At 41.9% G+C, this 26,261-nt stretch carries 27 protein-coding genes; 18 read left to right on the plus strand and 9 right to left on the minus strand.

Annotation, left to right across the window (positions count from 1 at the left end; all coding sequences use genetic code 11):
• Positions 1–4: 4 nt before the first annotated feature.
• The 12 genes from flgG (at position 5) to CL55_RS02405 (ending at position 10,441) form a co-directional block, all read left to right on the plus strand.
• On the plus strand, positions 5–790 hold the full coding sequence (flgG, locus tag CL55_RS02350; RefSeq protein ID WP_046329698.1) for a flagellar basal-body rod protein FlgG: 786 nt from the start codon (positions 5–7) through the stop codon (positions 788–790).
• Positions 787–1,512, plus strand: coding sequence for a flagellar basal body L-ring protein FlgH (locus CL55_RS02355; protein WP_046329699.1), 726 nt, complete (start codon positions 787–789; stop codon positions 1,510–1,512). The genes flgG and CL55_RS02355 overlap by 4 nt, the downstream gene beginning before the upstream one ends.
• Positions 1,473–2,642: a flagellar basal body P-ring protein FlgI gene (locus CL55_RS02360; protein ID WP_237150525.1), complete on the plus strand. Its 1,170-nt coding sequence runs from the start codon at positions 1,473–1,475 to the stop codon at positions 2,640–2,642. The genes CL55_RS02355 and CL55_RS02360 overlap by 40 nt, the downstream gene beginning before the upstream one ends.
• On the plus strand, positions 2,642–3,085 hold the full coding sequence (locus CL55_RS10420; protein WP_052728720.1) for a hypothetical protein: 444 nt from the start codon (positions 2,642–2,644) through the stop codon (positions 3,083–3,085). The genes CL55_RS02360 and CL55_RS10420 overlap by 1 nt, the downstream gene beginning before the upstream one ends.
• Positions 3,086–3,097: 12 nt before the next feature.
• The gene (flgK, locus tag CL55_RS02370; RefSeq protein ID WP_046329700.1) at positions 3,098–4,567 is read left to right on the plus strand and encodes a flagellar hook-associated protein FlgK; all 1,470 of its coding nucleotides are present in this window, start codon (positions 3,098–3,100) and stop codon (positions 4,565–4,567) included.
• An 8-nt stretch (positions 4,568–4,575) separates the two neighbouring features.
• Complete coding sequence (locus CL55_RS02375; protein WP_046329701.1) at positions 4,576–5,442, plus strand: flagellin N-terminal helical domain-containing protein; 867 nt, start codon at positions 4,576–4,578, stop codon at positions 5,440–5,442.
• A 17-nt stretch (positions 5,443–5,459) separates the two neighbouring features.
• Complete coding sequence (gene motA / locus CL55_RS02380) at positions 5,460–6,320, plus strand: flagellar motor stator protein MotA (RefSeq protein WP_046329702.1); 861 nt, start codon at positions 5,460–5,462, stop codon at positions 6,318–6,320.
• A 5-nt stretch (positions 6,321–6,325) separates the two neighbouring features.
• Positions 6,326–7,354 (plus strand): flagellar motor protein MotB, encoded by a 1,029-nt coding sequence (gene motB, locus CL55_RS02385; RefSeq protein WP_052728721.1) that lies wholly within the window; start codon positions 6,326–6,328, stop codon positions 7,352–7,354.
• A 37-nt stretch (positions 7,355–7,391) separates the two neighbouring features.
• Positions 7,392–8,153 carry a hypothetical protein gene (locus CL55_RS02390; RefSeq protein ID WP_156156256.1) on the plus strand — a complete coding sequence of 254 codons (762 nt, stop codon included), beginning with the start codon at positions 7,392–7,394 and terminating at the stop codon, positions 8,151–8,153.
• 27 nt (positions 8,154–8,180) lie between these two features.
• The gene (locus CL55_RS02395; protein ID WP_046329704.1) at positions 8,181–8,570 is read left to right on the plus strand and encodes a hypothetical protein; all 390 of its coding nucleotides are present in this window, start codon (positions 8,181–8,183) and stop codon (positions 8,568–8,570) included.
• Between the two features lie 35 nt (positions 8,571–8,605).
• Positions 8,606–9,199, plus strand: a complete 594-nt coding sequence (locus CL55_RS10425; protein ID WP_052728722.1) for a tetratricopeptide repeat protein — start codon at positions 8,606–8,608, stop codon at positions 9,197–9,199.
• 111 nt (positions 9,200–9,310) lie between these two features.
• Positions 9,311–10,441 carry an EscU/YscU/HrcU family type III secretion system export apparatus switch protein gene (locus tag CL55_RS02405; protein ID WP_046329705.1) on the plus strand — a complete coding sequence of 377 codons (1,131 nt, stop codon included), beginning with the start codon at positions 9,311–9,313 and terminating at the stop codon, positions 10,439–10,441.
• A 50-nt stretch (positions 10,442–10,491) separates the two neighbouring features.
• Here the strand turns inward: CL55_RS02405 and CL55_RS02410 are convergent, their stop codons facing one another.
• From CL55_RS02410 to CL55_RS02420, 3 genes are all read right to left on the minus strand, one after another.
• Entirely contained in the window at positions 10,492–11,079 is a 588-nt protein-coding gene (locus CL55_RS02410; RefSeq protein WP_156156257.1) for a hypothetical protein, read from the minus strand.
• A gap of 224 nt (positions 11,080–11,303) precedes the next feature.
• Positions 11,304–13,547 carry a tetratricopeptide repeat protein gene (locus CL55_RS02415; RefSeq protein WP_046329707.1) on the minus strand — a complete coding sequence of 748 codons (2,244 nt, stop codon included), beginning with the start codon at positions 13,545–13,547 and terminating at the stop codon, positions 11,304–11,306.
• 281 nt (positions 13,548–13,828) lie between these two features.
• Positions 13,829–14,410, minus strand: a complete 582-nt coding sequence (locus tag CL55_RS02420; RefSeq protein WP_052728723.1) for a class I SAM-dependent methyltransferase — start codon at positions 14,408–14,410, stop codon at positions 13,829–13,831.
• A gap of 456 nt (positions 14,411–14,866) precedes the next feature.
• Here CL55_RS02420 and CL55_RS02425 point away from each other — a divergent pair, with 456 nt between their 5' ends.
• Both CL55_RS02425 and CL55_RS02430 read left to right on the plus strand, forming a co-directional pair.
• Positions 14,867–17,257 (plus strand): tetratricopeptide repeat protein, encoded by a 2,391-nt coding sequence (locus CL55_RS02425; protein ID WP_052728724.1) that lies wholly within the window; start codon positions 14,867–14,869, stop codon positions 17,255–17,257.
• A 204-nt stretch (positions 17,258–17,461) separates the two neighbouring features.
• Positions 17,462–19,270 carry a tetratricopeptide repeat protein gene (locus tag CL55_RS02430; RefSeq protein WP_052728725.1) on the plus strand — a complete coding sequence of 603 codons (1,809 nt, stop codon included), beginning with the start codon at positions 17,462–17,464 and terminating at the stop codon, positions 19,268–19,270.
• Positions 19,271–19,612: 342 nt separating this feature from the next.
• Here CL55_RS02430 and CL55_RS02435 read toward each other — a convergent pair whose 3' ends face one another.
• Together CL55_RS02435 and CL55_RS02440 are read right to left on the minus strand one after the other, a co-directional pair.
• Positions 19,613–20,326: a hypothetical protein gene (locus tag CL55_RS02435; protein WP_046329708.1), complete on the minus strand. Its 714-nt coding sequence runs from the start codon at positions 20,324–20,326 to the stop codon at positions 19,613–19,615.
• Between the two features lie 25 nt (positions 20,327–20,351).
• Positions 20,352–21,170, minus strand: a complete 819-nt coding sequence (locus tag CL55_RS02440; protein WP_046329709.1) for a hypothetical protein — start codon at positions 21,168–21,170, stop codon at positions 20,352–20,354.
• A 490-nt stretch (positions 21,171–21,660) separates the two neighbouring features.
• Between CL55_RS02440 and CL55_RS02445 the strand changes: the two genes are divergently transcribed.
• Both CL55_RS02445 and CL55_RS02450 read left to right on the plus strand, forming a co-directional pair.
• Positions 21,661–22,539: a spermidine synthase gene (locus CL55_RS02445; RefSeq protein ID WP_052728726.1), complete on the plus strand. Its 879-nt coding sequence runs from the start codon at positions 21,661–21,663 to the stop codon at positions 22,537–22,539.
• Between the two features lie 213 nt (positions 22,540–22,752).
• Positions 22,753–23,019, plus strand: coding sequence for a hypothetical protein (locus tag CL55_RS02450; protein ID WP_046329710.1), 267 nt, complete (start codon positions 22,753–22,755; stop codon positions 23,017–23,019).
• A 100-nt stretch (positions 23,020–23,119) separates the two neighbouring features.
• On the opposite strand, the gene CL55_RS02455 is transcribed toward CL55_RS02450, so the two are convergent.
• From CL55_RS02455 to CL55_RS10430, 3 genes are all read right to left on the minus strand, one after another.
• Positions 23,120–23,542: a FliG C-terminal domain-containing protein gene (locus tag CL55_RS02455; protein WP_046329711.1), complete on the minus strand. Its 423-nt coding sequence runs from the start codon at positions 23,540–23,542 to the stop codon at positions 23,120–23,122.
• A gap of 76 nt (positions 23,543–23,618) precedes the next feature.
• Positions 23,619–23,765 (minus strand): hypothetical protein, encoded by a 147-nt coding sequence (locus CL55_RS10600; RefSeq protein WP_156156258.1) that lies wholly within the window; start codon positions 23,763–23,765, stop codon positions 23,619–23,621.
• Between the two features lie 135 nt (positions 23,766–23,900).
• A complete protein-coding gene (locus CL55_RS10430; protein WP_052728727.1) occupies positions 23,901–24,836 on the minus strand; it encodes a M23 family metallopeptidase in 936 nt (311 codons plus the stop codon).
• Between the two features lie 111 nt (positions 24,837–24,947).
• Between CL55_RS10430 and CL55_RS02465 the strand changes: the two genes are divergently transcribed.
• Complete coding sequence (locus tag CL55_RS02465; protein ID WP_046329712.1) at positions 24,948–25,298, plus strand: hypothetical protein; 351 nt, start codon at positions 24,948–24,950, stop codon at positions 25,296–25,298.
• A gap of 13 nt (positions 25,299–25,311) precedes the next feature.
• Here CL55_RS02465 and CL55_RS02470 read toward each other — a convergent pair whose 3' ends face one another.
• Positions 25,312–25,803 carry a surface-adhesin E family protein gene (locus CL55_RS02470; RefSeq protein WP_046329713.1) on the minus strand — a complete coding sequence of 164 codons (492 nt, stop codon included), beginning with the start codon at positions 25,801–25,803 and terminating at the stop codon, positions 25,312–25,314.
• 96 nt (positions 25,804–25,899) lie between these two features.
• On the opposite strand from CL55_RS02470, the gene CL55_RS02475 reads away from it, so the two are divergent.
• Positions 25,900–26,238: a bactofilin family protein gene (locus tag CL55_RS02475; protein ID WP_052728728.1), complete on the plus strand. Its 339-nt coding sequence runs from the start codon at positions 25,900–25,902 to the stop codon at positions 26,236–26,238.
• Positions 26,239–26,261: the final 23 nt, after the last annotated feature.

Genomic DNA, 26,261 nt, shown 5'->3' on the forward strand with positions numbered 1-26,261 from the left:
AAAAATGATACGTTCATTATGGATAGCTAAGACGGGCATGGATGCCCAGCAGATGAATCTAGATACGATTGCTAATAATCTTTCTAACTCATCTACAACTGCATATAAGCGGGTCCAGCCGTTATTTCAGGATTTGCTCTACACCACTGTTCGCGCTGCTGGCTCAGCAGCAAATGCGCAAAATCTTTTACCAACAGGTCTGCAGATTGGATCTGGATCAGCGATTACCTCTACTGAGCGTAATAATCTACAAGGTACATTATTTAAAACGGGTAATCAATATGACCTTGCTATTAACGGTAATGGCTTTTTTCAAATTGCACTTGCTGATGGAACTACTGCATATACCCGTAATGGCCAGTTTAGTACAAGTGCAACGGGACAAATTGTCACATCATCCGGAAATGTAGTTTCACCTGGATTGACTATTCCGATTACCGCAACGGGCGTTACTATCAGCCTTTCAGGTGTAGTACAAGCTACAAATCAAAACGGAACTATAACGCAAGTTGGTCAATTATCCATGGCTAACTTCATTAATCCTGCGGGCTTAGTTGCACTTGGTGGCGGAAACTATATTGCATCGCCAGCATCCGGTAATGCAACGAATGGTTTACCAGGATTAAATGGATTTGGTACGATGAATCAGTACTACATCGAGCAGTCCAACGTGAATGTGGCCGAAGAGCTTGTGAATTTAATAGCAGCACAGCGAGCTTATGAGATTAACACTAGAGCTGTATCTGCCTCTGATCAAATTTTGCAGCGCGTCTCTAATTTAGGTCAATGATGATGAAGCTCAGTAGATCTTTACGATATGTCTTTGTGAGTGCCATGAGTGCCATTTTGTTGGGCGCTTGTGCTAGTGCAGATCGCCCTTCTTTACTATCCACTCCTACTACTGCAAGACCACGTCCGATTCAGGAAACCTCTGCGAATATGGGGAGCTTATATCCAGCTAATTCAGGTGGACCCTATATTAATGCAGTGAGTCATCGACCACTTTTTGAGGATCGTCGTGCTCGAAACGTAGGAGACACTCTCACAGTGGTGTTGAATGAAACCACCAGTGCGGCAAAAAATTCTGGTATGACGGCTGCACGAAAAGCAAATGGCACCTCAACCTTTGGTAATAATAGCCCGACTTTTAATGGTGCTATGTTTAGTCTTGCAAACGCAGCTAACTTTAGCGGTACTGGAGATATCAAGAGTGAGGGCGCAGGTACAAGTGCCGCTAGTAATACCTTTGCTGGTACGATCACTGTAACTGTTGTAGAGATTCTTTCTAATGGTAACTTAGTTGTTGCTGGAGAAAAACAAGTTGCCGTTAGTAATGAAGAGGAAATTATTCGTTTTGGCGGTATCGTGAACCCCAATACTCTTGTGTTTAATCAAGTCTCTTCACAGCAAGTAGCTGATGCTCGAATAGAGTATCGCGGACGCGGTGCGACAGATGACACCCAGGGTACCGGATGGTTTACGCGTTTAATGCTGAAGCTCGCACCATTCTGATGAAGATGAATAATGTAACTTTGCGATGGACTAAAGGCCTACTAATTCTAGTAAGCCTAGGTTGTTTTAATAGTGTTTGCTTTGCTGATCGCATCAAAGATTTTACTGACATAGCAGGGCAAAGATCAAATCAGTTGGTAGGCTACGGATTAGTGGTTGGCTTGGATGGTACAGGTGACCAAACAACACAGACGCCATTTACTCTCCAAAGTGTTTTACAAATGATTGGAGTTTTGGGCGTAACCTTACCATCAACAGGGAATCAAACTCAGCTTCGTAATACGGCAGCGGTGATGGTCACTGCAGATTTTCCAGCCCTTTCTAGGCCCGGACAGCAGTTAGATGTAACAGTGTCTTCTTTGGGTAATGCCACTAGCTTAAAGGGTGGCACTTTAGTGATGACACCACTCAAAGCTGCTGATGGTCAGGTTTATGCACAGGCTCAGGGTAATGTTGTGATCGGAGGTTCACGGGCTGCATCAGGTGGGGCCTCAACCTCTGTTAATCATCTATCTGCCGGTCGAATCCCTTCAGGCGGTATTGTAGAGAGAGCTGTGCCGGCTCTGCTAGTTGATGAATTTGTACAACTCGATTTACGTCAAGCTGATTTTTCTTTAATGCAAAGAACCGCCGAGACGATTGGTCGTCGCTTTGGAATTGGCACTGCTTTGCCAATTGATGCTCGATCACTCAACGTACGAGTACCAACAGAGCCATTAAAAAGAACAGCATTTATGGCAGCGTTACAAGATTTAGACGTGCTGATGGGCAGTCAACCTGCGCGGGTGATATTAAATTCACGAACAGGCTCTGTTGTCATGAATCAAGCAGTCCGATTATCACCTTCAGCAGTTGCCCATGGAAATTTAACCGTCAAAATACAGCAGTCTCCAACGGTGAGTCAGCCGTTGCCATTTAGTCGCGGTCAGACAACAACAGTTACCGAAGATACTGCAACTATCAGCGATAGTGGAAAAGAAAATAGTTTAATTTCAGTTCCTGGCGGTGCTTCTTTAGACCAAGTGGTTAAAGCGCTCAATATGATGGGGGCTACTCCGCAGGATCTGATTTCAATTTTACAGTCACTGAGAGCCGCTGGAGCGCTGCGGGCAGAATTAGAGGTAATTTAATGGATGCTAATCAATTAACACCTTCAATTAATCATGATGTAGTTAGACTTTTACAAGGTACAGCTACAAAAACTAGCTCAACTAATTTAAGCGATGAAGCCAAATTAAAGCAGGCAGCACAGGGTTTTGAGCGCACTTTAATTAGGCAGATGCTTAGTTCAGCACGCAATACCAGCTTAAATGGAATGGATGGGCAAAATAGCGCCTCTAAATCATACTTAGAGATGATGGACGACCATGTTGCCGATATGCTCTCAAAGGGGCCAGGTGTCGGATTTGGAAATAAGATGGCGGAACAATTAATTGCACAGGCTAATGCAGGAAAGCTAATCGGAAATGAAAAAGTAGCCGTTAAACCATTAGAAACCCCTCGCTCAGCACCAGTTACAGCGCAAACTTTGCAGTCATTGCAAAGACCGAATGGATTTGGGGCTACTCCTTAGTAAGGAAACTATATGGGCGTCTATTCAATCACCGATTCAGCAATGGCTGCGCTAAACATAGCGCAGGCGGGAGTCTTAATTACCTCGCAAAACGTCGCTGGAGCTTCAGTCGATGGCTTTACTCGCCGATCCGCAACTGCAACCATAAATGCAATGGCACCCAACAACTTGATGCTAAATGGCACAAGCTTTGCGGTGGGTGGTTTTACACGCCAATATTCAGCTTTAGTCAATGGTCAACTATTGAATCAAGAGGCAAAGTCTAGCTATTCCGATACATTGGTGCAATATACGCAATCAATTGATACTCTAGTATCTGGCGCTTCTACTGGATTAAATTCCGCCATAAGTAATTTTTTTAATGCGATGGGGACTTACGCAGCAGATCCTACTAGTAAGTCACAGGCAGCGGCTATTACCGCAGCAGCAAATGATGTTGCACAGCGTATGACCGGAATAACAAGCTTGGTTTCGCAAATAGAAGATGATGCAGAAAAAGGCTTGTCTGATACAGCAGAACAAGTCAATACACTCCTGCCAGCACTAGCGCAAATCAATCAGAAAATTATTGAGAGTACTAGCGCAGGAAATTCAACACCATCTGCTGATTTATTAGATGAGCGTGATCGATTAAGTTCGCAATTACAAAAATTAGTAGGTGGTCAAACCCTGATTAATGGAGATGGTACGGTTACGCAATTAGTAGGTGGAATGGCCTTAGTAGAAGGAGCCATGGCCAATAAATTGCTAATCAATAGCAGCGGCACATATTCTTTGAAAAGTGGTACTAATAATTCAACCATATTGAATATTCAGGACTTAGACGGTGGGCAAGCAGGTGCATTGCTGGAGTTGGCCAATAGTTTTGTACCAAAAATTAATCAGCGATTAGACTCGTTGGCTATTGGATTGGTTAAGGTTGCAAATACAGCAATTGCTAGTGCTAGCTCGGGTGTTGGACTTTTTGGATTTGAGGTGGGATCAGCCACTATTTTTGATCTTGATGATGATAGTACTGCTTATGCTGATGATGTACCAGATATTGCCCTAGACTCATGGATGACTACTCTTTACTCTGATTTAGGTGATTCTGGTAATTCGATGACTTCAGCAGGGTTGGTTGCCAGTAATTTTGTATCCATTGCGCCTCAAGACCCATCGACATACTTTGATGATGATGGAGAGCCTATTATCACTTCGGATCTGGCCAATACAACCTCTAACAGAATATCTATTTTTGCAAATGCTACTTCGAGTTTAGTGAGTGATGTGGGTGTTCAGGTTGCCTCATGGAGAAGTAGTCAAAAAGCCGATCAAGCAGTTTTAAAAACTTTAACTGATGAACGAGATTCGATTTCAGGTGTTAATTTGGATGAAGAGGCAGCAAATTTATTAAAGTATCAACAGCTCTATTCGGCATCTACAAAAGTGCTTCAAGTAGACAATCAAATGTTTACCGCCCTTTTATCAATTATGAATTAGGATAAATAATGTCTATTCGAATAAGCTCAAACCAAGTTATCAATGCTGGCGTTGATTCTATGAACACCGCCTTAAATGACGCAACTGCGTGGCAACAAAAAATCAGTTCTGGCAAGAATTACACCAAGGCTTCAGATAACGTTTACGCTATCTCAAGAGGGGTTGAGTTAGATTTTGATATATCTCGCCTGCAGATGTTCAAATCTAATCAGGCAATTGCAACAAACAATCATAATGATGCGCAATCCCAAATGGATAGCATCCTAAATCAACTTACACAGCTTAAAACAACATTCATACAGTCTCAAAACGCCTCTTTAAATCAGTCTAACTTTGCCGCTTTGGCTATTCAAGCTGAACAAATAAGAGATGCTATTCAGAGTCAAATGACGGCAACAGACTCTACTGGCCACGCAATCTTTCCTGATGATACTAATAGTGTTCAAATTGAGCCAGGGGTTACCGTGGCTTCTGGCGTTGCTTTTAATGATGCTTTTGGAGCAAATGGCTCTTTGGCAGGTTCAGAAGATGCTGATATTTATCTAAATATAGACGCTTTTGTAACCTATTTGACACAAAAATCTCAGGGCTTAACAACAACTAAAACTGGTGCACAGGTATCGAGCGGTTTAGACACTTCATATACGCAGTTGATGCAAGCGCAACAGACTAGTGGGGGTATTTCTAAGCAGGTGGATAATGCACAAGCAACGGTAGTTGCTGTCAGAACTGAATTGATTGCTGCATCCTCAGCGCTTTTAGACACTGATATGGCTGAAGCAACAGCAGCTTTTACTAGGTCCCAGACCTTATTAAACGCTGCTCAGGCAATGTTTGCTAGACTACAGCAAAGTAACTTATTTTCAAAACTTTAAATTGAGTAAATAGAAGTATGAATATTCCATTAGGCTGGATTATTGCGATGGGTTGTGCCCTAGGGGGCTATGCTCTGCATGGTGGTCATTTAGCGGTTTTATGGCAACCTACCGAGGTTTTGACCATTGTTGGGGCTGCACTTGGTACGATGATTGCCTCAAATACCATCATCAATCTGAAGAAAACTTTAGGAGCTCTGGGTGGGGCTTTTAAAGGTGCTGGCGACCAAAAGAAAAAACACTTAGATTTACTCTGCCTCATGTTTGAGATTTTGCAGAAAGTGAAACGTGATGGCTTGATGTCCCTAGAGGGTGATATAGAGGAGCCTGAATCAAGCCCACTTTTTGAGGCTTATCCAGACATCTTAAAAGATCACCATTTGGTAGACTTTATTACCGACTATTTGCGGATGATGCTTGGTGGTTCATTAGATCTAGTTCAAATTGAAAGCTTGATGGAGCAAGAGTTAGATGTTCATCATCAAGAGAGCCATATACCTGTTGCATCGGTCACGATGGTGGGTGATGGTCTACCAGCATTTGGTATTGTGGCGGCGGTGATGGGTGTGGTTCACACCATGGGTTCCATTGGTTTACCTCCAGCAGAGTTAGGAAAACTCATTGGTGCTGCGCTTGTAGGTACCTTCTTGGGTATTTTGTTGGCCTACGCTTTTGTGCAACCAGTCGCCAAAGTTTTAGAGCAGCAAGCCGAATCTGAAACTAGAGCCTATATGGCAATCAAAGCAATATTGCTTGCTAGCTTAAATAATTTCCCCCCTGCAGCAGCTGTAGAATTTGGACGTAAAGTGCTCTTTACTTATCAACGCCCAACATTTACTGAGCTGGATGAAGGTACCAAAGCTGCTAAAGGGAAGTAAGTACTATGGCTAAGTCCGACGCGCCAATAATTGTCGTTAAGCGCGTTAAAAAAGGTGGTCATGGTCACCATGGTGGCGCCTGGAAAATTGCTTACGCCGACTTTGTGACGGCGATGATGGCCTTTTTCTTGTTGATGTGGGTTTTAGGATCCACTACAGCAGGTGACTTAGCTGGTATTTCCTCCTACTTTCAAAATCCGATGCGCGTTTCCATGAGTGGTGGCCAAGGGTCGGGTGAGACCACCCGCATTATCAAGGGTGGTGGTGATAATATTTCGAAGGTGGCTGGAGTAGAAGCCAAGGCTGATGCGGATACTGAGCAGCGCCGTATCAGTGACTCATCGGTAACTGATGTCGAAAATGCCCGTAAAGATAGAACAAAAAATGAAGCAGTTAAATCGGAAATTGAAAAAAGTGTTGAGTCTGATGCTGAGTTAAAGAACATCAAAGGACAACTCTTTATGGACATTACTTCCGAGGGCTTACGGATTCAGGTCGTTGATGAAAAAGGGAAGCCACTATTTAATAGCGGTGGCGTTGTACCTAGTGTGGCAGCACGACGCTTGCTCCGTGTGATCGGAAAGTCCTTGAATGATAATCCAGGCAAGATTCGTATTGAGGGCCATACAGACGCTGCAAAATTCTCTAATGGTGAGGCAGGTTACACCAACTGGGAGCTTTCTAGTGAGCGCGCTAACGTGGCACGCCGGGAAATGATTTCCGGGGGCTTAGCGCCTTCAAATGTTGCCCAAGTAATTGGTTTTGCCGATACGATTCCTTTGAATCCTGCTGATTTAAGTGATCCCTTAAATCGACGTATTTCGATTACGCTCTTAAATAGAAAGCCTAAGAAAGAAGAAAAGCCGGTGCAAAGACCGATTGAGAGGCAGAAAGAGGAATTGCCAAAAGGGGCACAAGAGATTCCGGCAAATTTAAGAGCGCCCGCCCAATTTTTATCTAAGGATGCTCCTATAGCGCCAGCAATGGATACCTCTAAAGTAGATAAACCGGCTACAGGCAAGCCTGCGAGGTAAAGCCTTGTCACTGCTCTCTAGAATCCTTCTTGCCTTCATGATACTTGTGCCCATAGTGGGCACGGCTGCAGACCCTAAAGTTCAAGAAAAGGATGTACAAAAAAAGAGCAGCTCTGAAGCCAAAACCTCTAACGAGCCTTTTGTAGGTCCTGCGACTGAAGCAAAAAAACTCTATAGACGTTATAAGCGCAGCTTTGATAAAACTATTGTTGCGATTGCTTGTGTTAAGAACCCCAAATGTATTGAGCCAGAGGATGAAGTACTGCGTTATAGCAAGGAGGCTTTAGGGATCTTAGAAAAACTCGATACCCTAGCAGCAGAGGGGGATGTGCAGGCAAATTATTATCGGGGCTTAATCGCTTTTGAGCGCATGAAGTACTACGATCGTCAAGCTGAGATCGTAACTCACCCTGATTTCATTTTAACGAATACCGTTTTTCGTCGTTATGCTAAAAAACAATATTTATTAGCGGAAAAGCACTTTATCGTGCCGGCTAAAATTCAAAATCCCAGCGCATGTGAATATTTAGGAAATCTTTATCTAACGACCATTGTTGGTAACCCACAACAAGAAAAGGCGGCTGGGTATTTTTACAATGCTGCTAATGCCTATATTGAGCAGGGCAACCAAATTGCTGGTGCAAAGATGTATAACGCAATGAAGGATAATCTGAACCCTGCAGATCCTAGAATTATTAAGGTGTATGCAAAGTTGCATAATAAGGAGCCTATTGCGACCTGGCGAAAGTTACCGGAGGATTTAGTGCAAAGTGCTCCAAAGAAGGCTCAGCAACATTGATATGCTATTGATCGGAAAGTAACAGTTATGAATGAAAAGCTTGAATCCTTAATACAGTTGGCTAAAAAGCTCCTGCTTTGGCTCATTCTGCCCCTAGTTATTCTAATTTCTGGCTTTATCTTAGGTGAGCAATTTGAGGTTGGTCGATTAGCGGCAATCGCTAGTTGCGAAGGAAGCGTTAACAATAGTGCCTGTATTCGCTCCAAAGGCTATTTAGCCAGTGCCCCATACTACCCGGATCTGGCGCGTCGTTATTTTGGCGGCTTTGCCAGAATGATTGGTGGAGATCTAGGTGCAAGTTACTATGTTGAACCGGCCTTGCCAGTGAATTTGCCGAAGGCTAGCGATACCCCGCCAGATGAGGATGCGGAAGAGCCTGAAGAGAAGAAGCCGGCAGCTCCGCCAAGTAAAAAGTAAGCAGTAGCTAACTCTCGTACTTGACTGCTCTAGCCATGCCCCATCAGAATTGGTACACAGGCTTAAGCATTTCATTGTTGATGGCTTTTTGTGGCCTATTATTGGCCTGTTCAGATTACCAGCAGGCAAGGTCTGCTTATGCTGCTGGTGATTACACGAAGGCCTACCAGTTGTTTCAAGGACTCGCAGAATCTGGGGATACCAAGGCTCAGTATGATTTGTCTTTGATGTATATCCAAGGTATTGGCACCAAACAAAATATTGAGCAGGGCTTAGTTTGGTTAAACCGTGCGGCCGAGAAGGGCAATATTGAGGCCATGCTCGAATTGGGAGTTTTGTACCAAAAGATCGTCAATTTAGAGGACAGCTCACAATTGGCCCTCTTTTGGTTTGAAAAAGCGGCGATGGCTGGTAGCGCAGTGGGGCAATATAACTTAGCTCACATGTACATGGATGGTGGGCAAATTCCGGTAGATTTACCAAAAGCTTATCTCTGGATGTCATTGTCTGATGCCACTGGAAATCCAATAGCCTCCTCACAGTTGGCAAAGCTCAAGACATCTTTAACCCCCCAGGAATTACTGACAGCTGAAGCAAAAATTGCTACCCTCAAAAAGACCCTGCCATAGCAAAACCCCGACCCTAACTTCATCTCCGAATTGACCGTAAGAAATTCAGGAACAATAGGCTCTCTAGGTGTAAGCTTGAGCCATATTTTGAATGATGAATGGGAGTAAAGATTGGCTGATGGAGGAGATGACTCCCAAGAAAAGGAACTAGAACCGACTGAGCGGCGCATTGCCCGTGCGCGAGAGCAGGGGCAATTACCCCAATCCCGCGATCTGACCACTTTCGTTGTAATGATTGTTTTCACCATTTTTTTGGTGTGGATAGGCCCTCTCTTGGTCAAGCAGTTGGTATTGATGACCCAAGCAATCTTCCAGTTTTCAGAGCCTGCAAAGTTGATGGATCATGTGCAGGAGTGGTTGGGAGGGTCGCTTCTCATGGTGCTCCTCCTCCTGGCTGTGCTTCTCATACCGTTATGGATTATAGGCGTTTTAGGGCCTCTATCTTTAGTGAACTTTCGCGCTTATTTTGCCCCCCAATTTAAGTTGGAAAAGCTGGATTTCGTTGCAGGTATAGGGCGGATGTTCAACCTGAAAACCTTAGGTGAGCTATTAAAAAACTTCATTAAGACTACCCTCATGCTCGGGGTAGGTTTTACCTATTTAGTGGGTTTATTTACTTACATTCGTTCGATTATCAATTTAGGCTTTGATGCAGCACTAATGCAAACATCTACTTTTATCTTGGATGGTTTTATGCTGCTGCTTTTACCTTTATTATTAATTGCGGTTGGGGACTCTTGGTTGCAACTATTTGACTTTCGCAAGCAAAATCGAATGAGTCCTGAAGAAATGAAGCAGGAGGGTAAGGAGACTGAAGGCTCCCCTGAGATTAAGCAGCGCTTACGTCAAATGCAGCGGCAAATTTCCGCATCGAGGATGATGGCAGCCATAGAGCGGGCAGACGTAGTGTTAGCCAACCCAGAACACTACTCTGTAGCACTGCGCTACGATATGGAAAAGATGTCAGCACCGATCGTAGTTGCTAAAGGGGCCGACCAGATGGCTTTACGCATTCAAGAGGTTGCCAAAGACTTTAATGTCCCTATAGCCCAAATTCCTCCTTTGGCGCGCTACTTGTATAGTCAACTGGAGATTGGAGAGTCTATTCCCTTACCTCTGTTTGAGGCAATTGCCCAAATTTTGGCGTGGGCTTATGACACCAAGGAATCAGGCGCGCCTGGCGAAATTCCTCAGGTGGACTTTGTTGCAACTCAGCTCAAGCCGGGTAAACCCTTAATTTAGCAAAAGTTAGCTTCACTAGCGTCGACTGGCAGATCTAGATAAGATTTTGGTTAGTTCATGACGCTCTTGGCAAAGGTGGCGCCGACATCTTCAGGGAAAAAGTAAACCAGCATTAATTCATTGCGGTTATTGAGGCTTCTGCCAATCTGAAAGGCTACCTGTCCGCCTCCAAAAACATAACTTTTTGTCTTACGAACCCCGGATGCAAAAGCGCTTTCTTGACCGGCGGAGGGGCTGTAATCTAGTCCATATTTGATAGTGAAGCGTTCAATAATCGCATCTGCCACCTCTTGCTTGTAGTACCCCAACTCTTTTTTCATAAGGACCATGCGACCAGCCTCGTTATAGATCAGCCAAAGATCTTCATCTTTTTCACCATTTTTAACCTTACAACTATAGGTTAAGTCATATTGGGTGCACTTAAATTTTTCAATCGCCTCTTGTCCGCTGATATTAAATGGGATGCCAGCATATTCTTCCATCGGTAGCTTGACGCTTACAGTATCCGGTAGCCAAATCTCCGCTTTAGGAGCGGGGTCATTGTTGCCGCAGGCTAAAAGACTGACGGTGCTGAAGGCTAAGACGGCTCTACTAAAATTGCGAAGGATGTACATAGGTTTTTGTTTGGAAGTTGCCAAAAATCTAATATAGCCTAATTTGGCGAGGATTCAAATAACCTGGAAAAAAATTGATAAATTAAGCTAAAGGGCAAGTTGGTCGACAATCAATTTCAATTAAATCAATGTCAAATTCAGGAAGCTTAGTGACCTGTGAAATTCCTTTGGATAGTTTAAAAAATAAGAAAGATCAAATCTCTAAGAAGTAGTTTACGCTATTAAATAGTAACTAACAGAGTCATGCCTTAAGATGAAATTGGTAAGGTGTTTTTTGATTTCAAATATGAATCTTCTAAAAATTGCTCAAGCATCCTAATAGGCTTAAGGTCAAAATACAGCGAATCACGACTTTCCATAATTTTATTGCTAATAAATCGATTATATTTTTGGTCGGTGATAACTTTTACTGTTAGATTTACAAAATCATCGTCATCTTGGGTTATTAACTCCTGCAAACCTATTTTTTTTAAAATTCCACTTGCTAAGCGTCCCCTCATAAATTTTCCCTCGCGGGTAACAATAGGAAGTCCACATTCGATTGCTTGAAATGCTGTGTTGAATCCAGAGAAGCCGATAGTATCAAGATAAATATCAGCTCGACTCATTAAGCCATAAAAAGCCGACTTGGGCTGCCAAGGTATAAAAACACAATAGTTTTGAATATCGAGCCCAGACTCCAAAAATTGCAAAGTAAGCCGCTCTTGAAGAAGATAAGTGAGTTGTTTATTTGAATATATAAAGAATATAAATTGGCATTTCCCCAGCCGTTTGGCTATGTCAACAAAAATATGGTCATGCTGCGGTTGATATTTAAACGGCGTACCGGGACAGAGTAGCAAAGGTTGGTCTGCCTTAATGCAGAATTTTTCTAAATCCGTATAAATGGGAGTTAAGTTTGAAGGTTTATGGTGAGAGCCCAAGTTGGGCAATTTAATTAGCTGCTCTGTATAGTGTTCTTCACCGTTATCAGGTTCCAATAAATCTGCAGATAGGTAGTAATCAATTGTTGGAAATCCAGTTGTGTTCGGATGGCCCCATGATGCAACTTGGACCGGAGCTAATCTCAGATTAGCTAGCTTTGCTGACATCGGATCTATTCCAATTTCCGGGTATAACAAAACATCAATTTGGGCGGCAATAATAGCGTTCACCCAAGAACTTAGATCATCACCGCATGTAATGAAGTCTTTCGAAATTGATTTTGCAAATTCTGTTTCTTTATCAATCTTGTATCCAGTATAGAAAAAAATCAACTCGAAACGATTAGGGTCAAGATGCTCAACCCACCCCCTAGTAATTGCATCCCAAACAGGGTGTTGATGAATATGGTGAGAAACTATTCCTAGTTTTATGGGTTTATTAAAAAGATTTGGCTCAGGAAAGAAACTTTCTTTTCGTTGCCAATGTCTCATAAGTCTGTGACATAGTGCCCCATATTTTAAAAGGAGCTCTCGATTATTCACTTCTTGGTAAGCGAGATAAAAAGGCTGTGCTGATCCGACAGCTTTATGCCCATCCTCAAGACGTTCTTGTGTAAACCAGATGTCCATATCAGATAATTCTTGTAAAAATTCTACACGAGAGGATTTGGATGCCTCAATATGGTTTTGAATGATGGGTAATACGGATATAGCTCGTCCCCAACGAGCCAAGGCAAAGTCGGGATCAATACTTAAAGCTTGGTTATAGCTGTCCTTTGCTTCACTTTGCCTGCCAAGATCTTTTAAGATAAGGCTGCGATTGAAGTGAATTTCTGCAATATTAGGTTTGATCTCAATCGCCTTGTCGTAACTTACAAGAGCCTCTTCTAAACGCTGAAGTTGATTTAAGGTATTTCCGCGATGAGAGAAGGCTTCTGCGTAATCGGGTTTGATCTCAATGGCCTTGTCGTAACTTACAAGAGCCTCTTCTAAACGCTGAAGTTGATTTAAGGCATTACCACGATTAGAGTAGGCTTCTGCGTAATCGGGTTTGATCTCAATCGCCTTGTCGTAACTTACAAGAGCCTCTTCTAAACGCTGAAGTTCTTTTAAGACATTACTTCGATTGAAATGGGCTTCGGCAAGATTAGGCTTGATCTCAATCGCCTTGTCGTAACTTACAAGAGCCTCTTCTAAACGCTGAAGTTGATTTAAGGCATTACCACGATTAGAGTAGGCTTCTGCGTAATCGGGTTTGATTTCAATAGCTTTGTTATAGCTGAGAAGTGCTTCTTCAAAACGCTGAAGTTCTTTTAATGCAAGGCCATAATTAGAGTAGGCTTCTGCGTAATCGGGGTTAATTTTTAATGCTTTAGTTAAGAAATTAAGCGCTTTTGTAAATTGCTTAGTCTGAACTGATAAAGTACCTAACAGCTGTAGCGCATCAAAATGATTTGCCTCTATTGCTAGTACTAGTTGATAAATGGCTTCCGCCTCTTCAAGCTTCCCTTCATGATGTAAGGCAATGCCTTTTTCAACTAAATCAGATATTTGATTTTCTTGCATCATTTGGCTAAGCCTGATCACTTGCTATTAGGAATACTCGGTCGGCGAGACATTAATAAATTTTAACAATAAATAATATGTCTCATAAAAACTAATTGGTAATCTCTTATATGCAATATAAAGCTATCACTGATCCCGTTGTTTGGTGACGGTAAGTAAATAAGACTAGAGCCAGATTAAATGAATATAAAGAAAATCGTATTTGCCTTGGCACACCTAAGTTTGGGCTATATCGTTATTTCAATTAAGGCATTCTAGATTATAGAAAGGTAAAAAGAATTATTCTAAGGACTTTTACCAGAAAGCGATGGCGCAACATAAGTAAAATCGGCTTGATTGCCATAAACGACTTGATTTGGTTGTATGCGAGACTTCTTTTCAATCACTACAACGCTATCATAAAAATGAATTGAGTCAGTTGCTTGTGTAAAGTAATTTTTCGATAAAGAAGGGCTTTCCTCGACATGAAAGGCGTTGAGTTGATCTATTAGTTTTTTTGAATACTCAATAAACGTGCCTGTCTTTAAGTGTCCCCCTCCAAAGGCTGGCATATAAGAGGTATGAGTGTCTTCACAAAGGTAAACGCCATCATCACGCAATGGAGCATATAGTCCCTCTAAAGTTGTAATTTGCTGTTCCATTCTATGGCCCCCATCATCAATCACAACGGCAAATTTTGGATACTGCTTAGATAATTCCTGCAAGAATTTTGGGTCAGCTTGATCCCCAATGACCACCTCAATTCCTGGCTCTTCATATTTTTTACAGCCCGGATTGATATCAACCCCAACTATTGTTGCCATGGAACCAAAATAATCTTTCCACATCTTTAAAGAGCCCCCGTTAAAAATCCCAATTTCAATCATTGTTATTGGTTCTCCCCGAAAGCGTGACAGGTGTCGGTGGTATATGTCGAAATAATGTCGCCAGCGATGAACAATCTGGCCGCTAGGGTTTTGCTCTAGATATTCAATCAACGGATTTATCGCTCTATTGCTCAATATTATTCCCCCTCAAAATTCATCATTTCTTTAATTATTGCCTAATCCACGCAGCATAAATCCTATTTTTTTATGAAAATGGGTTGAAAGAGTTACTTTATTGCCATAAGGGTTACAAAATCCATTGAAGGATTAATCAAACTGTCTCCACTCAAACCTTTCGATTGGTTCTAACATCTCATATGGGCTAAATACTACTATGGAAATTTCTAAAGAACTAAGGGCAAGTCATGCGAACATCTAAAAGGCTTTACGAAGCATAAGGCCGTTGATTTCTTTTTAAGCGTAGAAATTAAAAACCAAATATATTAGAATTTGCCAATGTCTCGTCCACTTAATATCCCTAAACGTAATTTACCGAGCTCAGCTAAGTATTCTCTACGACAAGGTCAACTAGAAACTTTGATTCAGCAGGCATTAGCCATGCATCAACAAGGAAAACTTAAAGAGGCACAAGTTCTTTACGAGCAAGCCTTAGCGATACAGCCTAATCATTTTGATGCCCTACAGTTATTGGGTATATTGTCCACTCAGACCAATCAATTTACCAAAGCCGTTGATTTTCTAACTAAAGCGATCCAGATCAATCAAAATCATGCGAACTGTTTTTCTTATTGCGGTATTGCTTTACAAGAACTTCGTCGCTTTGACGAGGCTCTAATCTGCTACAACGAAGCTATTCGTATCAATCCCAGTAATGCAGAAGTCTTTTCTAATCGCGGCGTCATCTTACAAGAACTTAAACGTTTTGAAGAATCCTTGGAGAGTTACAACCAGGCTATTCATATTAATCCTCATTATGCGGAGGCCTTTTCTAACCGTGGAAACACATTAAAGGAGCTTCAGCGTTTTGATGAAGCTTTAGCGAGCTATAACGAAGCTATTCGCATTAAGCATGATTATGAGGATGCCTATTACAATCGCGGCGTTATCCTGCAAGAGCTTGGGGTTTTAGACGAAGCCCTACTGAGTTTCGATCAAGCGATTCGCATTAATTCCAATTTCGCACAAGCCCATTCTAATCGAGGCGTTGTATTGCAAGGGCTTCAGCGTTTAGACGAAGCTCTAATTAGCTACAACGAGGCCATTCGCATTCATCCCCATTACGCAGAAGCCTACTCTAATAGGGGGATTGTCTTAAAAAATCTAGAGCGCTTTGATGAGGCTTTAATTAGCTACAACGAAGCGATTCGTATTGCTCCCCACTACGCAGAAGCCCACTCTAATCGCGGTAACGCCTTAAAAGAGCTTGAGCGTTTAGAAGAAGCTTTGGCGAGTTACGATACAGCGATTCGCATTAACCCCCACTACGCAGAAGCCTACTCTAATCGTGGTGTTGCCTTAAATATTCTTCAACGTTTAGACGAGGCTCTGATCAGTTGTGATCAAGCCATTCGTATTAATCCTCATTATGCAGAAGCCTACTCCAACCGCGGCGTTACCTTAAAAGAACTTCGGCGTTTTGAGGAAGCTCTGATTAGTTATAACGATGCGCTTCGCATCAATCCCGATTACGCTGAAGCTTACTACAATCGTGGAAATGTTTTGCATGAGCTTCAGCGTTTCGAGGAGGCTCTAGTCAGCTTTGATACAGCCATACGCATGAAGCCTGATTACGCAGAAGCGCACTCTAATCGGGGTAATGCCCTGCAAGATCTCAAACGGTTTGATGAAGCCCTAGTAAGTTACAAGAAGGCTATTGAGATTAAGTCCGACTATACGGTTGCGCACCACAATTTATCTTTATGCCACTTGTTACTGGGTAATTTTAAGGATGGTTGGCAAGAATATGAATGGCGCTGGAAGAACGAGAGCGTCACTCGCCTACAAAGTAACCGAAACTTCCCTCAGCCCCTGTGGCTTGGAGAACAATCCCTGGTGGGTAAAACCATCTTGCTCCATGCGGAGCAGGGGTTAGGAGACACAATTCAATTTTGTCGTTATGCTTCTTTAGTCGCCCAGCTTGGCGCTACAGTCATTTTAGAAGTGCAACGCCCTTTAATTAAACTGCTGCAAAACTTAGAAGGCGTTAGTCAGCTTGTGGCGATGGGTGATCCCTTACCTGCATTTGATTACCAATGCCCACTCTTGAGTTTGCCTCTAGCATTTAAAACAGAAATTGAGAGCATCCCCAATCAGGTTCCGTACATTAAAGCACCCCCAAGACAAGAGGATTATTGGAAAACCAAGCTAGCAGCGCACCAAAAGCTTAAAGTAGGTCTTGTTTGGAATGGGGGCTTTCGTCCCAATCAACCCGAGCTTTGGAGTCTGAATGCTAGGCGCAATATTCCTCTTGCCCAAATCGCTCAAATTAGCATTCCAGATATCGATTTTTATAGCTTGCAAAAAGGCGAGCCTGCAGAATCTGAACTTATCCAAAGCGGTAATCAATATTGGGATCCATCAAATTTTTATAACTTTGTGAGTGAACTGGAGGACTTTTCAGATACGGCAGCACTGATTGCGAATCTGGATCTCATTATTAGTGTAGATACCTCAACAGCACACCTAGCTGCAGCAATGGGTAAACCCGTCTGGCTATTAAATCGATTTGATACTTGCTGGCGTTGGCTATTAGATAGAAAAGATAGTCCTTGGTACCCAACAATTACGCTCTATCAACAAGAAAAGATGGGGGATTGGGAGGGTGTCATAGAGAGGGTTAAGGGGGATTTGGAAGGATTTGCGGTGCAGAGCTTAAACAGTAGTTAATTAAAAAATAACCCATTTTTATTTTTAATTGCATACTTTTTGATCAATAACCATATAGGTTTTATTTTGCATGGGCTAAGTAATAATTAAAGTAATATGTAAGTAATAATCTGACATCTTAATTCGGATCTTATTAGATAGAATGTATTAACCATTACCATATCCAATGTCCCTCAGTGCAAGTAATCCAGCCTAGTTAAATAAGTGTCACATCAAGATCTAGTATCGCGCTTAGTAGAACAAGGCTTTACCTTGCATCAGCAAGGTAGGTTTAAAGAAGCGCAAGTACTTTATGAGCAGGCTTTAATATTGCAGCCTAATCATCTTGATGCATTACAATTGTTAGGTACATTATTCACCCAGACCAAGCAATTTACAAAAGCGGTTGATTTCTTAACTAAAGCAATACAGGTCAATCCTAATTTTGTAGATGCCTATTCTAATCGCGGCATTGCTTTACAAGAGCTTCAACGTTTAGATGAGGCACTTGCCAGTTACGATCAGGCTATTGCCATCAAACCTGATTACGCAGAAGCCCACTCTAATCGCGGCAACGCCTTAAAAGAGCTTGAGCGTTTAGAAGAAGCTTTGGCGAGTTACGATACAGCGATTCGCATTAACCCCCACTACGCAGAAGCCTATTCCAATCGCGGCGTTACCTTAAAAATTCTTCAACGTTTAGAGGAGGCCTTAGCTAGTTATAGCGAAGCGATTCGCATCAAGCCTGATTATGCAGAAGCTCATGCTAATCGTGCCAATGTCTTAAAAGAACTCCGGCGTTTTGAAGAGGCTCTAATCAGTTACAACGATGCGCTTCGCATCAATCCCCATTATGCAGAAGCCTACTCTAATTGTGGTGTTAACTTACAAGAACTTCAGCGTTTCGAGGAGGCTCTAGTCAGCTTTGATACAGCCATACGCATGAAGCCTGATTACGCAGAAGCGCACTCTAATCGGGGGGTTACTTTAAAAGATCTCAAACGGTTTGATGAAGCCCTAGTAAGTTACAAGAAGGCTATTGAGATTAAGTCCGACTATACGGTTGCGCACCACAATTTATCTTTATGCCACTTGTTACTGGGTAATTTTAAGGATGGTTGGCAAGAATATGAATGGCGCTGGAAGAACGAGAGCGTCACTCGCCTACAAAGTAACCGAAACTTCCCTCAGCCCCTGTGGCTTGGAGAACAATCCCTGGTGGGTAAAACCATCTTGCTCCATGCGGAGCAGGGGTTAGGAGACACAATTCAATTTTGTCGTTATGCTTCTTTAGTCGCCCAGCTTGGCGCTACAGTCATTTTAGAAGTGCAACGCCCTTTAATTAAACTGCTGCAAAACTTAGAAGGCGTTAGTCAGCTTGTGGCGATGGGTGATCCCTTACCTGCATTTGATTACCAATGCCCACTCTTGAGTTTGCCTCTAGCATTTAAAACAGAAATTGAGAGCATCCCCAATCAGGTTCCGTACATTAAAGCACCCCCAAGACAAGAGGATTATTGGAAAACCAAGCTAGCAGCGCACCAAAAGCTTAAAGTAGGTCTTGTTTGGAATGGGGGCTTTCGTCCCAATCAACCCGAGCTTTGGAGTCTGAATGCTAGGCGCAATATTCCTCTTGCCCAAATCGCTCAAATTAGCATTCCAGATATCGATTTTTATAGCTTGCAAAAAGGCGAGCCTGCAGAATCTGAACTTATCCAAAGCGGTAATCAATATTGGGATCCATCAAATTTTTATAACTTTGTGAGTGAACTGGAGGACTTTTCAGATACGGCAGCACTGATTGCGAATCTGGATCTCATTATTAGTGTAGATACCTCAACAGCACACCTAGCTGCAGCAATGGGTAAACCCGTCTGGCTATTAAATCGATTTGATACTTGCTGGCGTTGGCTATTAGATAGAAAAGATAGTCCTTGGTACCCAACAATTACGCTCTATCAACAAGAAAAGATGGGGGATTGGGAGGGTGTCATAGAGAGGGTTAAGGGGGATTTGGAAGGATTTGCGGGGTAAGGTAAAGAGGGGTGATGGGTAAGATGTGCCTGATTACAGGTTCCCTAGAACGGTAAATTCAAATTCAAATTCGTTATGAAATTGAGTGTGTAAAGAAAAAAATTATTTATTTCAACTAGGATTTTTAAGGATTCGTGTCATCAAAATATTAATCAGTCTAAAAATTAGACTTAAAACGCTAACTCTAAAGCTTTTATTGGTGCGTAGCAATTAAGTTTGATTCGGATTTAACCAGGTTCAGTATGCGGTAATCTTTTCTGGGCGCTACTACGAGATTCTTAATTTATTGTGGGATATTTTTCCAAGAGAATTTTTTAATTCTATGGCATTAGCTATTCGAACTCATTTTTTAAACCAGCAAGGAAAAGAATTTTCAATATCCCCTAGATGAGTTTCTTCCCACTGCTTTCCATGGCCACCTGCAAAGCCGGATAATTGAGGTCGAAGAGATCTACCTTTAATTAATAGCTGATCAAAATATATGGGAAGTGTTTCTTCAATACACTTGCCGATGGTTGTTTCATTTAAACTATCATAAATTGGAAGAAGTATTGTGCGGCAATCTTCAATCGAAGCGTAAAAAAAGCGCGTATCTACAGTATCAAATTTACCATGCTCAAAAAGTGACCAAAAAATACTTTTAACTTCACTTGTACTTATTAAATTGATAATTTTTGGTAGGTTGCGGCAAAAAACTTTTCCAGTGCTTTTGAAGAAAGAAGTTTCACTTTTCAAAATTCTAGAGTGATTTAATGCAAATTCAATAAGTTTTCCTTCGGCATAACCTTTACCCTTTTGAATCATAGATTCATCTTTTTGTTGAAAAGTAATCTGTTCAACATCAATACCTGAGATCTTTAAAGTTTCAAGTTCATTTTCATCCAACACACTTGTTGAAGTTGAATCAACAATTAAGAGCTTTTTGATTCCAATTGAAGCCCAAAAATATACAGAGGACTTTGTAGTTATTAATCGCTGAGTCGGATCGCTTAAGTTCAAATACTTGATGCCAGAGGGTGGATTGATTGCGCAAGTAATAAGGACGGCTGGATTCATAAATATGTTGTTTGATGGCAGGGGGTTACAGAAAAAAGTTGACAATAGCTATAACTGATTCATTCACATTTTTATCCCAATTATTTAGCCGGAATTTATAATCCTCAATGAAAGACTTCCTGTCTGACTCATAGTTTTCGTATTCATTTAATTCAATCCTATTGCCTCTTATAGTTCCGATTAAATAAGGAAAGTTACCAAGTTGTCCACTTAGTCTATTAATTTGATAGTCCTGTAAAAGTACTATTTTTGCGCCGCATAAAATTGCGTCAGCAGATAATTGGGTCAGATTATCCCAGCAATATAAATATTTGGTATTTTTCAATAGTAAGCTTAGTTCATGCTTGGTCGCAGGCCATTCCCTGGCGATTTCTAATGTATTTTCAATGACATGACATTTTAGATAGTTGCTACCTTTACCAATGTAAGTTGCATTAATGGTCCTATTATCCCAGATTGGCGCATTCGTATCATTAAAATTATTATCTGTAATGGGTTTATTCAAAACATGATGTGGGTCTTTAAAATAAAGACTCGTGTATGCGAGAATAAAATCATCTTTAGTAAAGTTTGATTTATGTCCCGTTACGGCGCCATCATGGTTTAGAAAGTAGCGCACAATTCTTTTTGCGCCTAGCGGGTTGCCGACAACCACTTCTGGATAAATTGTGACGCCCTCATCAAGAATTATTTTAAGTTTCTCTTGTTCATCCAAAGAAAATTGTCCCGAATGTTTGAGATCGGGGTGTAGGTGGCTTAAGTCCTGCGCTGTGTGAAATGTAAAATTTGGAGCAAAACCACCCATAATGACAAGGTGAGCTTCATAGCCCAATTTAACCAACATGTCGCATAATTCATGTAAACAAGTTATGCCCGCAGAGGAGTTTCTATAGGGCGGGGCGCAGATAATGAACGGTAGCCTGCCCTGATTTAATTTAGTGGGAATAATTTAATTAACTCCAAAAATTTAATGTTTATTCGACAGCTAGAGCCTAATTAAGCCATTGTTTAAATTTCGATGTTTTTGGTTTGATTATCTTAAACAATAGTTTTTATTACCATAATGCACTGCAAGTTTACCTTATTAACTTGCGATAGCAGTAGCATGAATCGTCTTAGGTTTGCGCTCAAAGACGGTCTAGGGTTCGCAAGTCCTGCAATTCGATAGAGTTGATGAGCATGAATATGCAATAGATAAATTAGCGAAGTAGGAGTAAAAACTGCCTTTTGTAAAATGAAATAGCAATTTTCCGAGTGAAATCAGATTCTTTACAAAAGCTGCCCCTTTTTCATACTCAACATATATTTAGGCACTAGCGTGATCACCCCTAACCATGCTTACCAAAATTAAGACCTTCCTATCTGTTGTGAGGTCGGCTGACGGTGTAAGGCTCGTCACGACTAAAGAAGATTTGCTCTATGAAGGCCAAACGATGTTTGGGCTAACGAGGGTGACTCAAGATCTTGACGGAATTCGTACACTGCGCTTTGGGCAACATGGACCACGTCAAAGCGTGGTCAAAAAAGGCGATCTTGATTATTTGGGTTTGCCCTATGCTAGATCAGCCATGATTGGCCTGGCCTTTACCCAGCAGCTCGATCGCATTTTGGTGCTTGGGGTAGGGGGTGGCAATATTCCGATGTTTTTGCGTAAATATTACTCAGCTGCCCAAATAGATGTGGTCGATATTGATCCACAAATTATTACCTTGGCCAAACAGTATTTTAATTTTCTGGAAGATGACTTATTGAAGGCGTACATTCAAGACGGCCGAGCATTTATTGAAAATGTTCAAAAGCCTTATGACCTCATCTTTTTAGATGCCTATACGGCAGCAGGGATCCCCACGCATTTGGCAACTAGGGAGTTTTTGCTCTCACTTAAAAATGCGCTCAAGCCCTCTGGCGCGATTATCGCCAATATGTGGAGTACCCCTAAAGTCAATCCGCTCTACAGGTCGATGCTGCGAACCTATCAAGAGGTCTTTAAGGAAGTGTATACCTTACGAGTCCCTACGGCAGGCAACAAGATTGTGATTGCTCTGCCACAGTTCAGGGGGTTGCCACTAAACAGTATTGCTCAGCTTGCTCAAGAAATCAGTGTACAAAAGCGATTACCGTTTCAATTAAGCGAAGTATTACAGCCTGGATTGATTAAATTAATTGATTTGCAGGAAAGTCAGGTACTACTCGATGGGGGTCAGTGGACCTAAATTACATAAGTAAAATACATCAAGATCGTATATAGACCCTATAATTATTATGGTTTCTTAACGGGAATGCCTGAAATGTCGTAACTAAAAGATGCGCGAAAGATAGGGCAAAAAGGCATATGGCCTAGGGAGGCCCTGTTTTTGTGCAGTGCGACTTTATATTGCAATAACTTTTTGTTACATTTAATCATCCATTAATAAGCATTCTTAATCATGAGCGTATTGTCGGTACATTTTCCTGAAACCACTTTTATTCGCTTAAAAGCCCTGGCGGGCTTAACTGCAGCTGATCTTTGCCTGATTTATGACAAGTGGATCACTTTTTTTGTGTTGCTTGCTATTGCCATCTCTTTGGAGTTTCTCTATCGCAGATTGCATGAAGTTTTATTGCACAATCATGAGATCGAAAAGACGGCGCAAAAGATTGCTGAGCGCAAAGCGCATGCATTGGCTATGCAAGAAGCAGGCGTTCATAAGTAACTCATTCAGGGCGGGCATTTCTGTTTAGTTGTGGTCAGTGATATTAAGTAATGCCTAGCTTGGCAATCATTGTTAATGTATCTGAAATGCCCATGACAGCTTAAATGTATTTCTCATCTACGGCAGATTTACGTAGTATGATTTTTTGAGCTTGGTGTAACTCATAAGCCACTTTTAACACCTCTAAATGCACTGCCTCGATTTCTGAGACTCTTAACTTTTCACTATTTTGTAAATCTTGCCCGATACTGCTTGCCCTAGCTTTAGTCATGGCTCTCAGTATTTTGATACCAAGCGGTTTGCTAACATTTTTTAAACAAATAACTAAGGTCTTATCGGAAATCTTGAGCAGGAGCGTCTGCATATCAATATCAGATAAAAATACTAAGTCTTCAAAGCTAAAGAGATGATCCAAAATAGCTTGAGCAACTTGGGCATCATGAGACTCAATACGTTTTACCCCTAGATTAACTTGCCCTTGATGAAGGTGCGCCAGAATATCTGCAGCATTTTTTACGGTCATGAGTGACAGTTGTGCTTTAGTAAAAAAGAGTTTGAGGGATCAAGTTATTTGAGTAAAGCTGCTAAAAAGGAAAAGCTTAAGACTTCCAAAAACAGGCCAGCTTAAGATCCATGCCGGCAGCGTAATCATGGTAGACCCATTTATTACAAATGAATTGATCAATCGAAACTGCTAGGCCTAAGAAGATGAGTACGCTGATGAGGTATTTGTAGAAAGGTTTCATAGTCGGGGCATAGCTCAATAAAGGTTACTTCACAGAGAACTTGCTTAGTAGAAGGTACTTGTTGAATTGTCTAGTAGCGGAGACATTCAAAACCATTCGCTATGAGCCTAGAAGGTTGTAGAGGTCTAAGTGGGCTTACCAATACTTTGAGGGTGGGGCGTAAACCAGAATCTTTGCTGGGTTCAGATAAGTATTGTGTTGATGGATCTCATAGTGAAGATGCGGGCCAGTCGATCTGCCGGTAGATCCTGAATGTGCAATCACTTGACCGCGCTTCACCAGTTGCCCCACCTTGACCAAGAGTTTGCTGTTATGAGCATACTTAGAAACAAAGCCTTCGTTGTGGGCAATTTCAATAAAGTTGCCGTACGCTGGATCAAACGCTGACTTAAGCACCGTGCCATCACCTGATGCCACAATAGGTGTGCCTGTCGGGGTAATAAAGTCAATGCCAGAGTGCTGTGCCAATTGCTGAGTGATGGGGTCGATACGGACACCAAAGTTACTGGTCATACCCAGCCTAGCATCAATCGGCGGACCAATCGGTAGGGCTCTGAGCCAGCTATATTGCTTTTGCCACTCAGGCTCTAACTTGGTGGCAATATCGAGAATTTGATTTGATTTGTTGACAAGATCCTCAAGATTATCGACCAATGCTTTGGTGGGATCTAATTGAAAGTTCACTGGTTTTAGAGGGCCGCCAAGGTGTGCGGGATCTAGGAGCTTCTCTTTAATAGTGCTTGGGGTAGAGATGGCAAGGTAGCGGTCTTTAATGGCTTTGAGTTCATTAAAGGTGGTGCTGGCCTCCTTGAGACGCTCTTGGTATGAAGCCAGCTCTCGACGATACATACCGTCTAGTCTTGAGCGCTCTTCAGGTGTGACTACTCCGGTAACTTCTTTAGCTAGTTCAGGGTTAACTTCAAATGCAATGGTAATGCCGGTATAAAAAATCAAAATCCCAAAGGCGCAAAACGCGCAGCTAACAACAGCCACTAAGCGTAAGACACTCTTTTTGGTGATATTGATTTGTTTAATCGAACCAGTCGATCCAGAAACCCAAAATAGTTGCATTGATAATCTATAAGTGCTTGATTTTTTTGAATAAAATTACTTAGCTTGAGCTACAAGGTACCCTATAATACCAACAAGTTTACTTTACAGTGATCCTGTCATTCGCTCCCCATGAATTTATTACGTCCCACTTTTAAAATCCTGTTAGCTGGCTGCTTTCTATTAGGCAATCCAATAGCTCAAGGAGCAATCATTGGCCAAATGCCGGCCCATGGCGATATTTTGTACATTACCGCTCAGCCTTGTACCTCTGAAACAGGCAGGATTGAGCCCAATTGGTTTTTTTCCTACAGCGTCAGTGCCACAGGTAGCGTGAGCCGCAGTTGCTACGTGAGATATAACGATCAAATCTGGATTCGGGGGCCATTTGGAGCCGAGACTACTTATCCAATGAGTTACTTCTCCAAACCTGCAAACGCTGCTGAAAATAAGCCAGACTCTGCTCCAGAAGTGAAGCAGTAATTAGCTCCAGCGACTACTTGTCGCTTTGACCCTTATTGGGCTGACCTAGTTTACAAAAAAACTGGAATAAGACATCACTCATCGTATCGGGAATGACACGTTCCCAGGGCGAGTTCGGGGTATTTTCAGCCCCCAAACTGGTGCCAGAGCCCTCCGAACCTGCGTAATAGCCAATATAAAACTGCTTATAGCTCTCATAGCCAGCACGGCAAAAGTAGGATATGTCTTGAATTACAGAAAGAGTAGGTTCTCCATTTGGGCCAGAGAGAGCTTGAGAATAGCTTGTTAATAGCCAGGTGCTCACTTGCTCTGATTGGGATTCCCTGACGGTTTTACTATCATCGTAGTAATAGTTATTTCCCAGTGCATCAGAGGAGACAAAGCTCCACCCAGCATAGCTGGCATTAAGCGGGTTAAGTAAAAAAGCCGTTAAAACCATCAAGGTCCATTTTTTTGTCATAAATAGAGGGTAAATTTTGGGGCGTGAAATATTTAAATTGTTCATATATAGTGCGTTTAAGCCCTAGAAGGGTGTTTCAACTGATAAAATCACTGTAATTAATGTCAATAATAGAAGTACTGCGCCCAAGGAGTGTTAAGCATGGCTGAAGCAAATCAACAAGGTTGCCTATTTGTAGGTGAAGGTGTGGTTCTCAAAGGGAATTTTGAAGTTCCAGATATTGCCTCCATTTCAGGAGTCGTTGAGGGTGAGATTACTGCAAAACAAGTCATCATAGAGGCAACGGGTGTCGTACGTGGCAAATTGTCTGGTGAGACTGTAGATATTCGCGGTGAAGTGAATGAGTATATTTCTTCAACCCGTAGTTTAATTATTCGGTCTACTGGTAAGGTTAGCGGTTCTATTAATTATTCTGAAATTGAGATTGAAAAAGGTGGCCATTTGCATGGTGAATTACATAATCTCAATCCCCATTCCTAATCATCTTAAGCAGAACATACGAC

Origin of the sequence: Polynucleobacter duraquae, assembly GCF_000973625.1 — a bacterium.
In the GTDB taxonomy this organism is placed as follows: domain Bacteria; phylum Pseudomonadota; class Gammaproteobacteria; order Burkholderiales; family Burkholderiaceae; genus Polynucleobacter; species Polynucleobacter duraquae.

Bases quoted from the DNA above. Each gene is read 5' to 3' on its own strand.
- flgG (WP_046329698.1), top strand. From the start codon at position 5: ATGATACGTTCATTATGGATAGCTAAGACGGGCATGGATGCCCAGCAG.
- CL55_RS02355 (WP_046329699.1), top strand. From the start codon at position 787: ATGATGATGAAGCTCAGTAGATCTTTACGATATGTCTTTGTGAGTGCC.
- CL55_RS02360 (WP_237150525.1), top strand. From the start codon at position 1,473: ATGGTTTACGCGTTTAATGCTGAAGCTCGCACCATTCTGATGAAGATG.
- CL55_RS10420 (WP_052728720.1), top strand. From the start codon at position 2,642: ATGGATGCTAATCAATTAACACCTTCAATTAATCATGATGTAGTTAGA.
- flgK (WP_046329700.1), top strand. From the start codon at position 3,098: ATGGGCGTCTATTCAATCACCGATTCAGCAATGGCTGCGCTAAACATA.
- CL55_RS02375 (WP_046329701.1), top strand. From the start codon at position 4,576: ATGTCTATTCGAATAAGCTCAAACCAAGTTATCAATGCTGGCGTTGAT.
- motA (WP_046329702.1), top strand. From the start codon at position 5,460: ATGAATATTCCATTAGGCTGGATTATTGCGATGGGTTGTGCCCTAGGG.
- motB (WP_052728721.1), top strand. From the start codon at position 6,326: ATGGCTAAGTCCGACGCGCCAATAATTGTCGTTAAGCGCGTTAAAAAA.
- CL55_RS02390 (WP_156156256.1), top strand. From the start codon at position 7,392: ATGATACTTGTGCCCATAGTGGGCACGGCTGCAGACCCTAAAGTTCAA.
- CL55_RS02395 (WP_046329704.1), top strand. From the start codon at position 8,181: ATGAATGAAAAGCTTGAATCCTTAATACAGTTGGCTAAAAAGCTCCTG.
- CL55_RS10425 (WP_052728722.1), top strand. From the start codon at position 8,606: ATGCCCCATCAGAATTGGTACACAGGCTTAAGCATTTCATTGTTGATG.
- CL55_RS02415 (WP_046329707.1), bottom strand. From the start codon at position 13,547: ATGATGCAAGAAAATCAAATATCTGATTTAGTTGAAAAAGGCATTGCC.
- CL55_RS02420 (WP_052728723.1), bottom strand. From the start codon at position 14,410: ATGATTGAAATTGGGATTTTTAACGGGGGCTCTTTAAAGATGTGGAAA.
- CL55_RS02425 (WP_052728724.1), top strand. From the start codon at position 14,867: ATGTCTCGTCCACTTAATATCCCTAAACGTAATTTACCGAGCTCAGCT.
- CL55_RS02435 (WP_046329708.1), bottom strand. From the start codon at position 20,326: ATGAATCCAGCCGTCCTTATTACTTGCGCAATCAATCCACCCTCTGGC.
- CL55_RS02440 (WP_046329709.1), bottom strand. From the start codon at position 21,170: ATGTTGGTTAAATTGGGCTATGAAGCTCACCTTGTCATTATGGGTGGT.
- CL55_RS02445 (WP_052728726.1), top strand. From the start codon at position 21,661: ATGCTTACCAAAATTAAGACCTTCCTATCTGTTGTGAGGTCGGCTGAC.
- CL55_RS02450 (WP_046329710.1), top strand. From the start codon at position 22,753: ATGAGCGTATTGTCGGTACATTTTCCTGAAACCACTTTTATTCGCTTA.
- CL55_RS02455 (WP_046329711.1), bottom strand. From the start codon at position 23,542: ATGACCGTAAAAAATGCTGCAGATATTCTGGCGCACCTTCATCAAGGG.
- CL55_RS10600 (WP_156156258.1), bottom strand. From the start codon at position 23,765: ATGAAACCTTTCTACAAATACCTCATCAGCGTACTCATCTTCTTAGGC.
- CL55_RS10430 (WP_052728727.1), bottom strand. From the start codon at position 24,836: ATGCAACTATTTTGGGTTTCTGGATCGACTGGTTCGATTAAACAAATC.
- CL55_RS02465 (WP_046329712.1), top strand. From the start codon at position 24,948: ATGAATTTATTACGTCCCACTTTTAAAATCCTGTTAGCTGGCTGCTTT.
- CL55_RS02470 (WP_046329713.1), bottom strand. From the start codon at position 25,803: ATGAACAATTTAAATATTTCACGCCCCAAAATTTACCCTCTATTTATG.
- CL55_RS02475 (WP_052728728.1), top strand. From the start codon at position 25,900: ATGGCTGAAGCAAATCAACAAGGTTGCCTATTTGTAGGTGAAGGTGTG.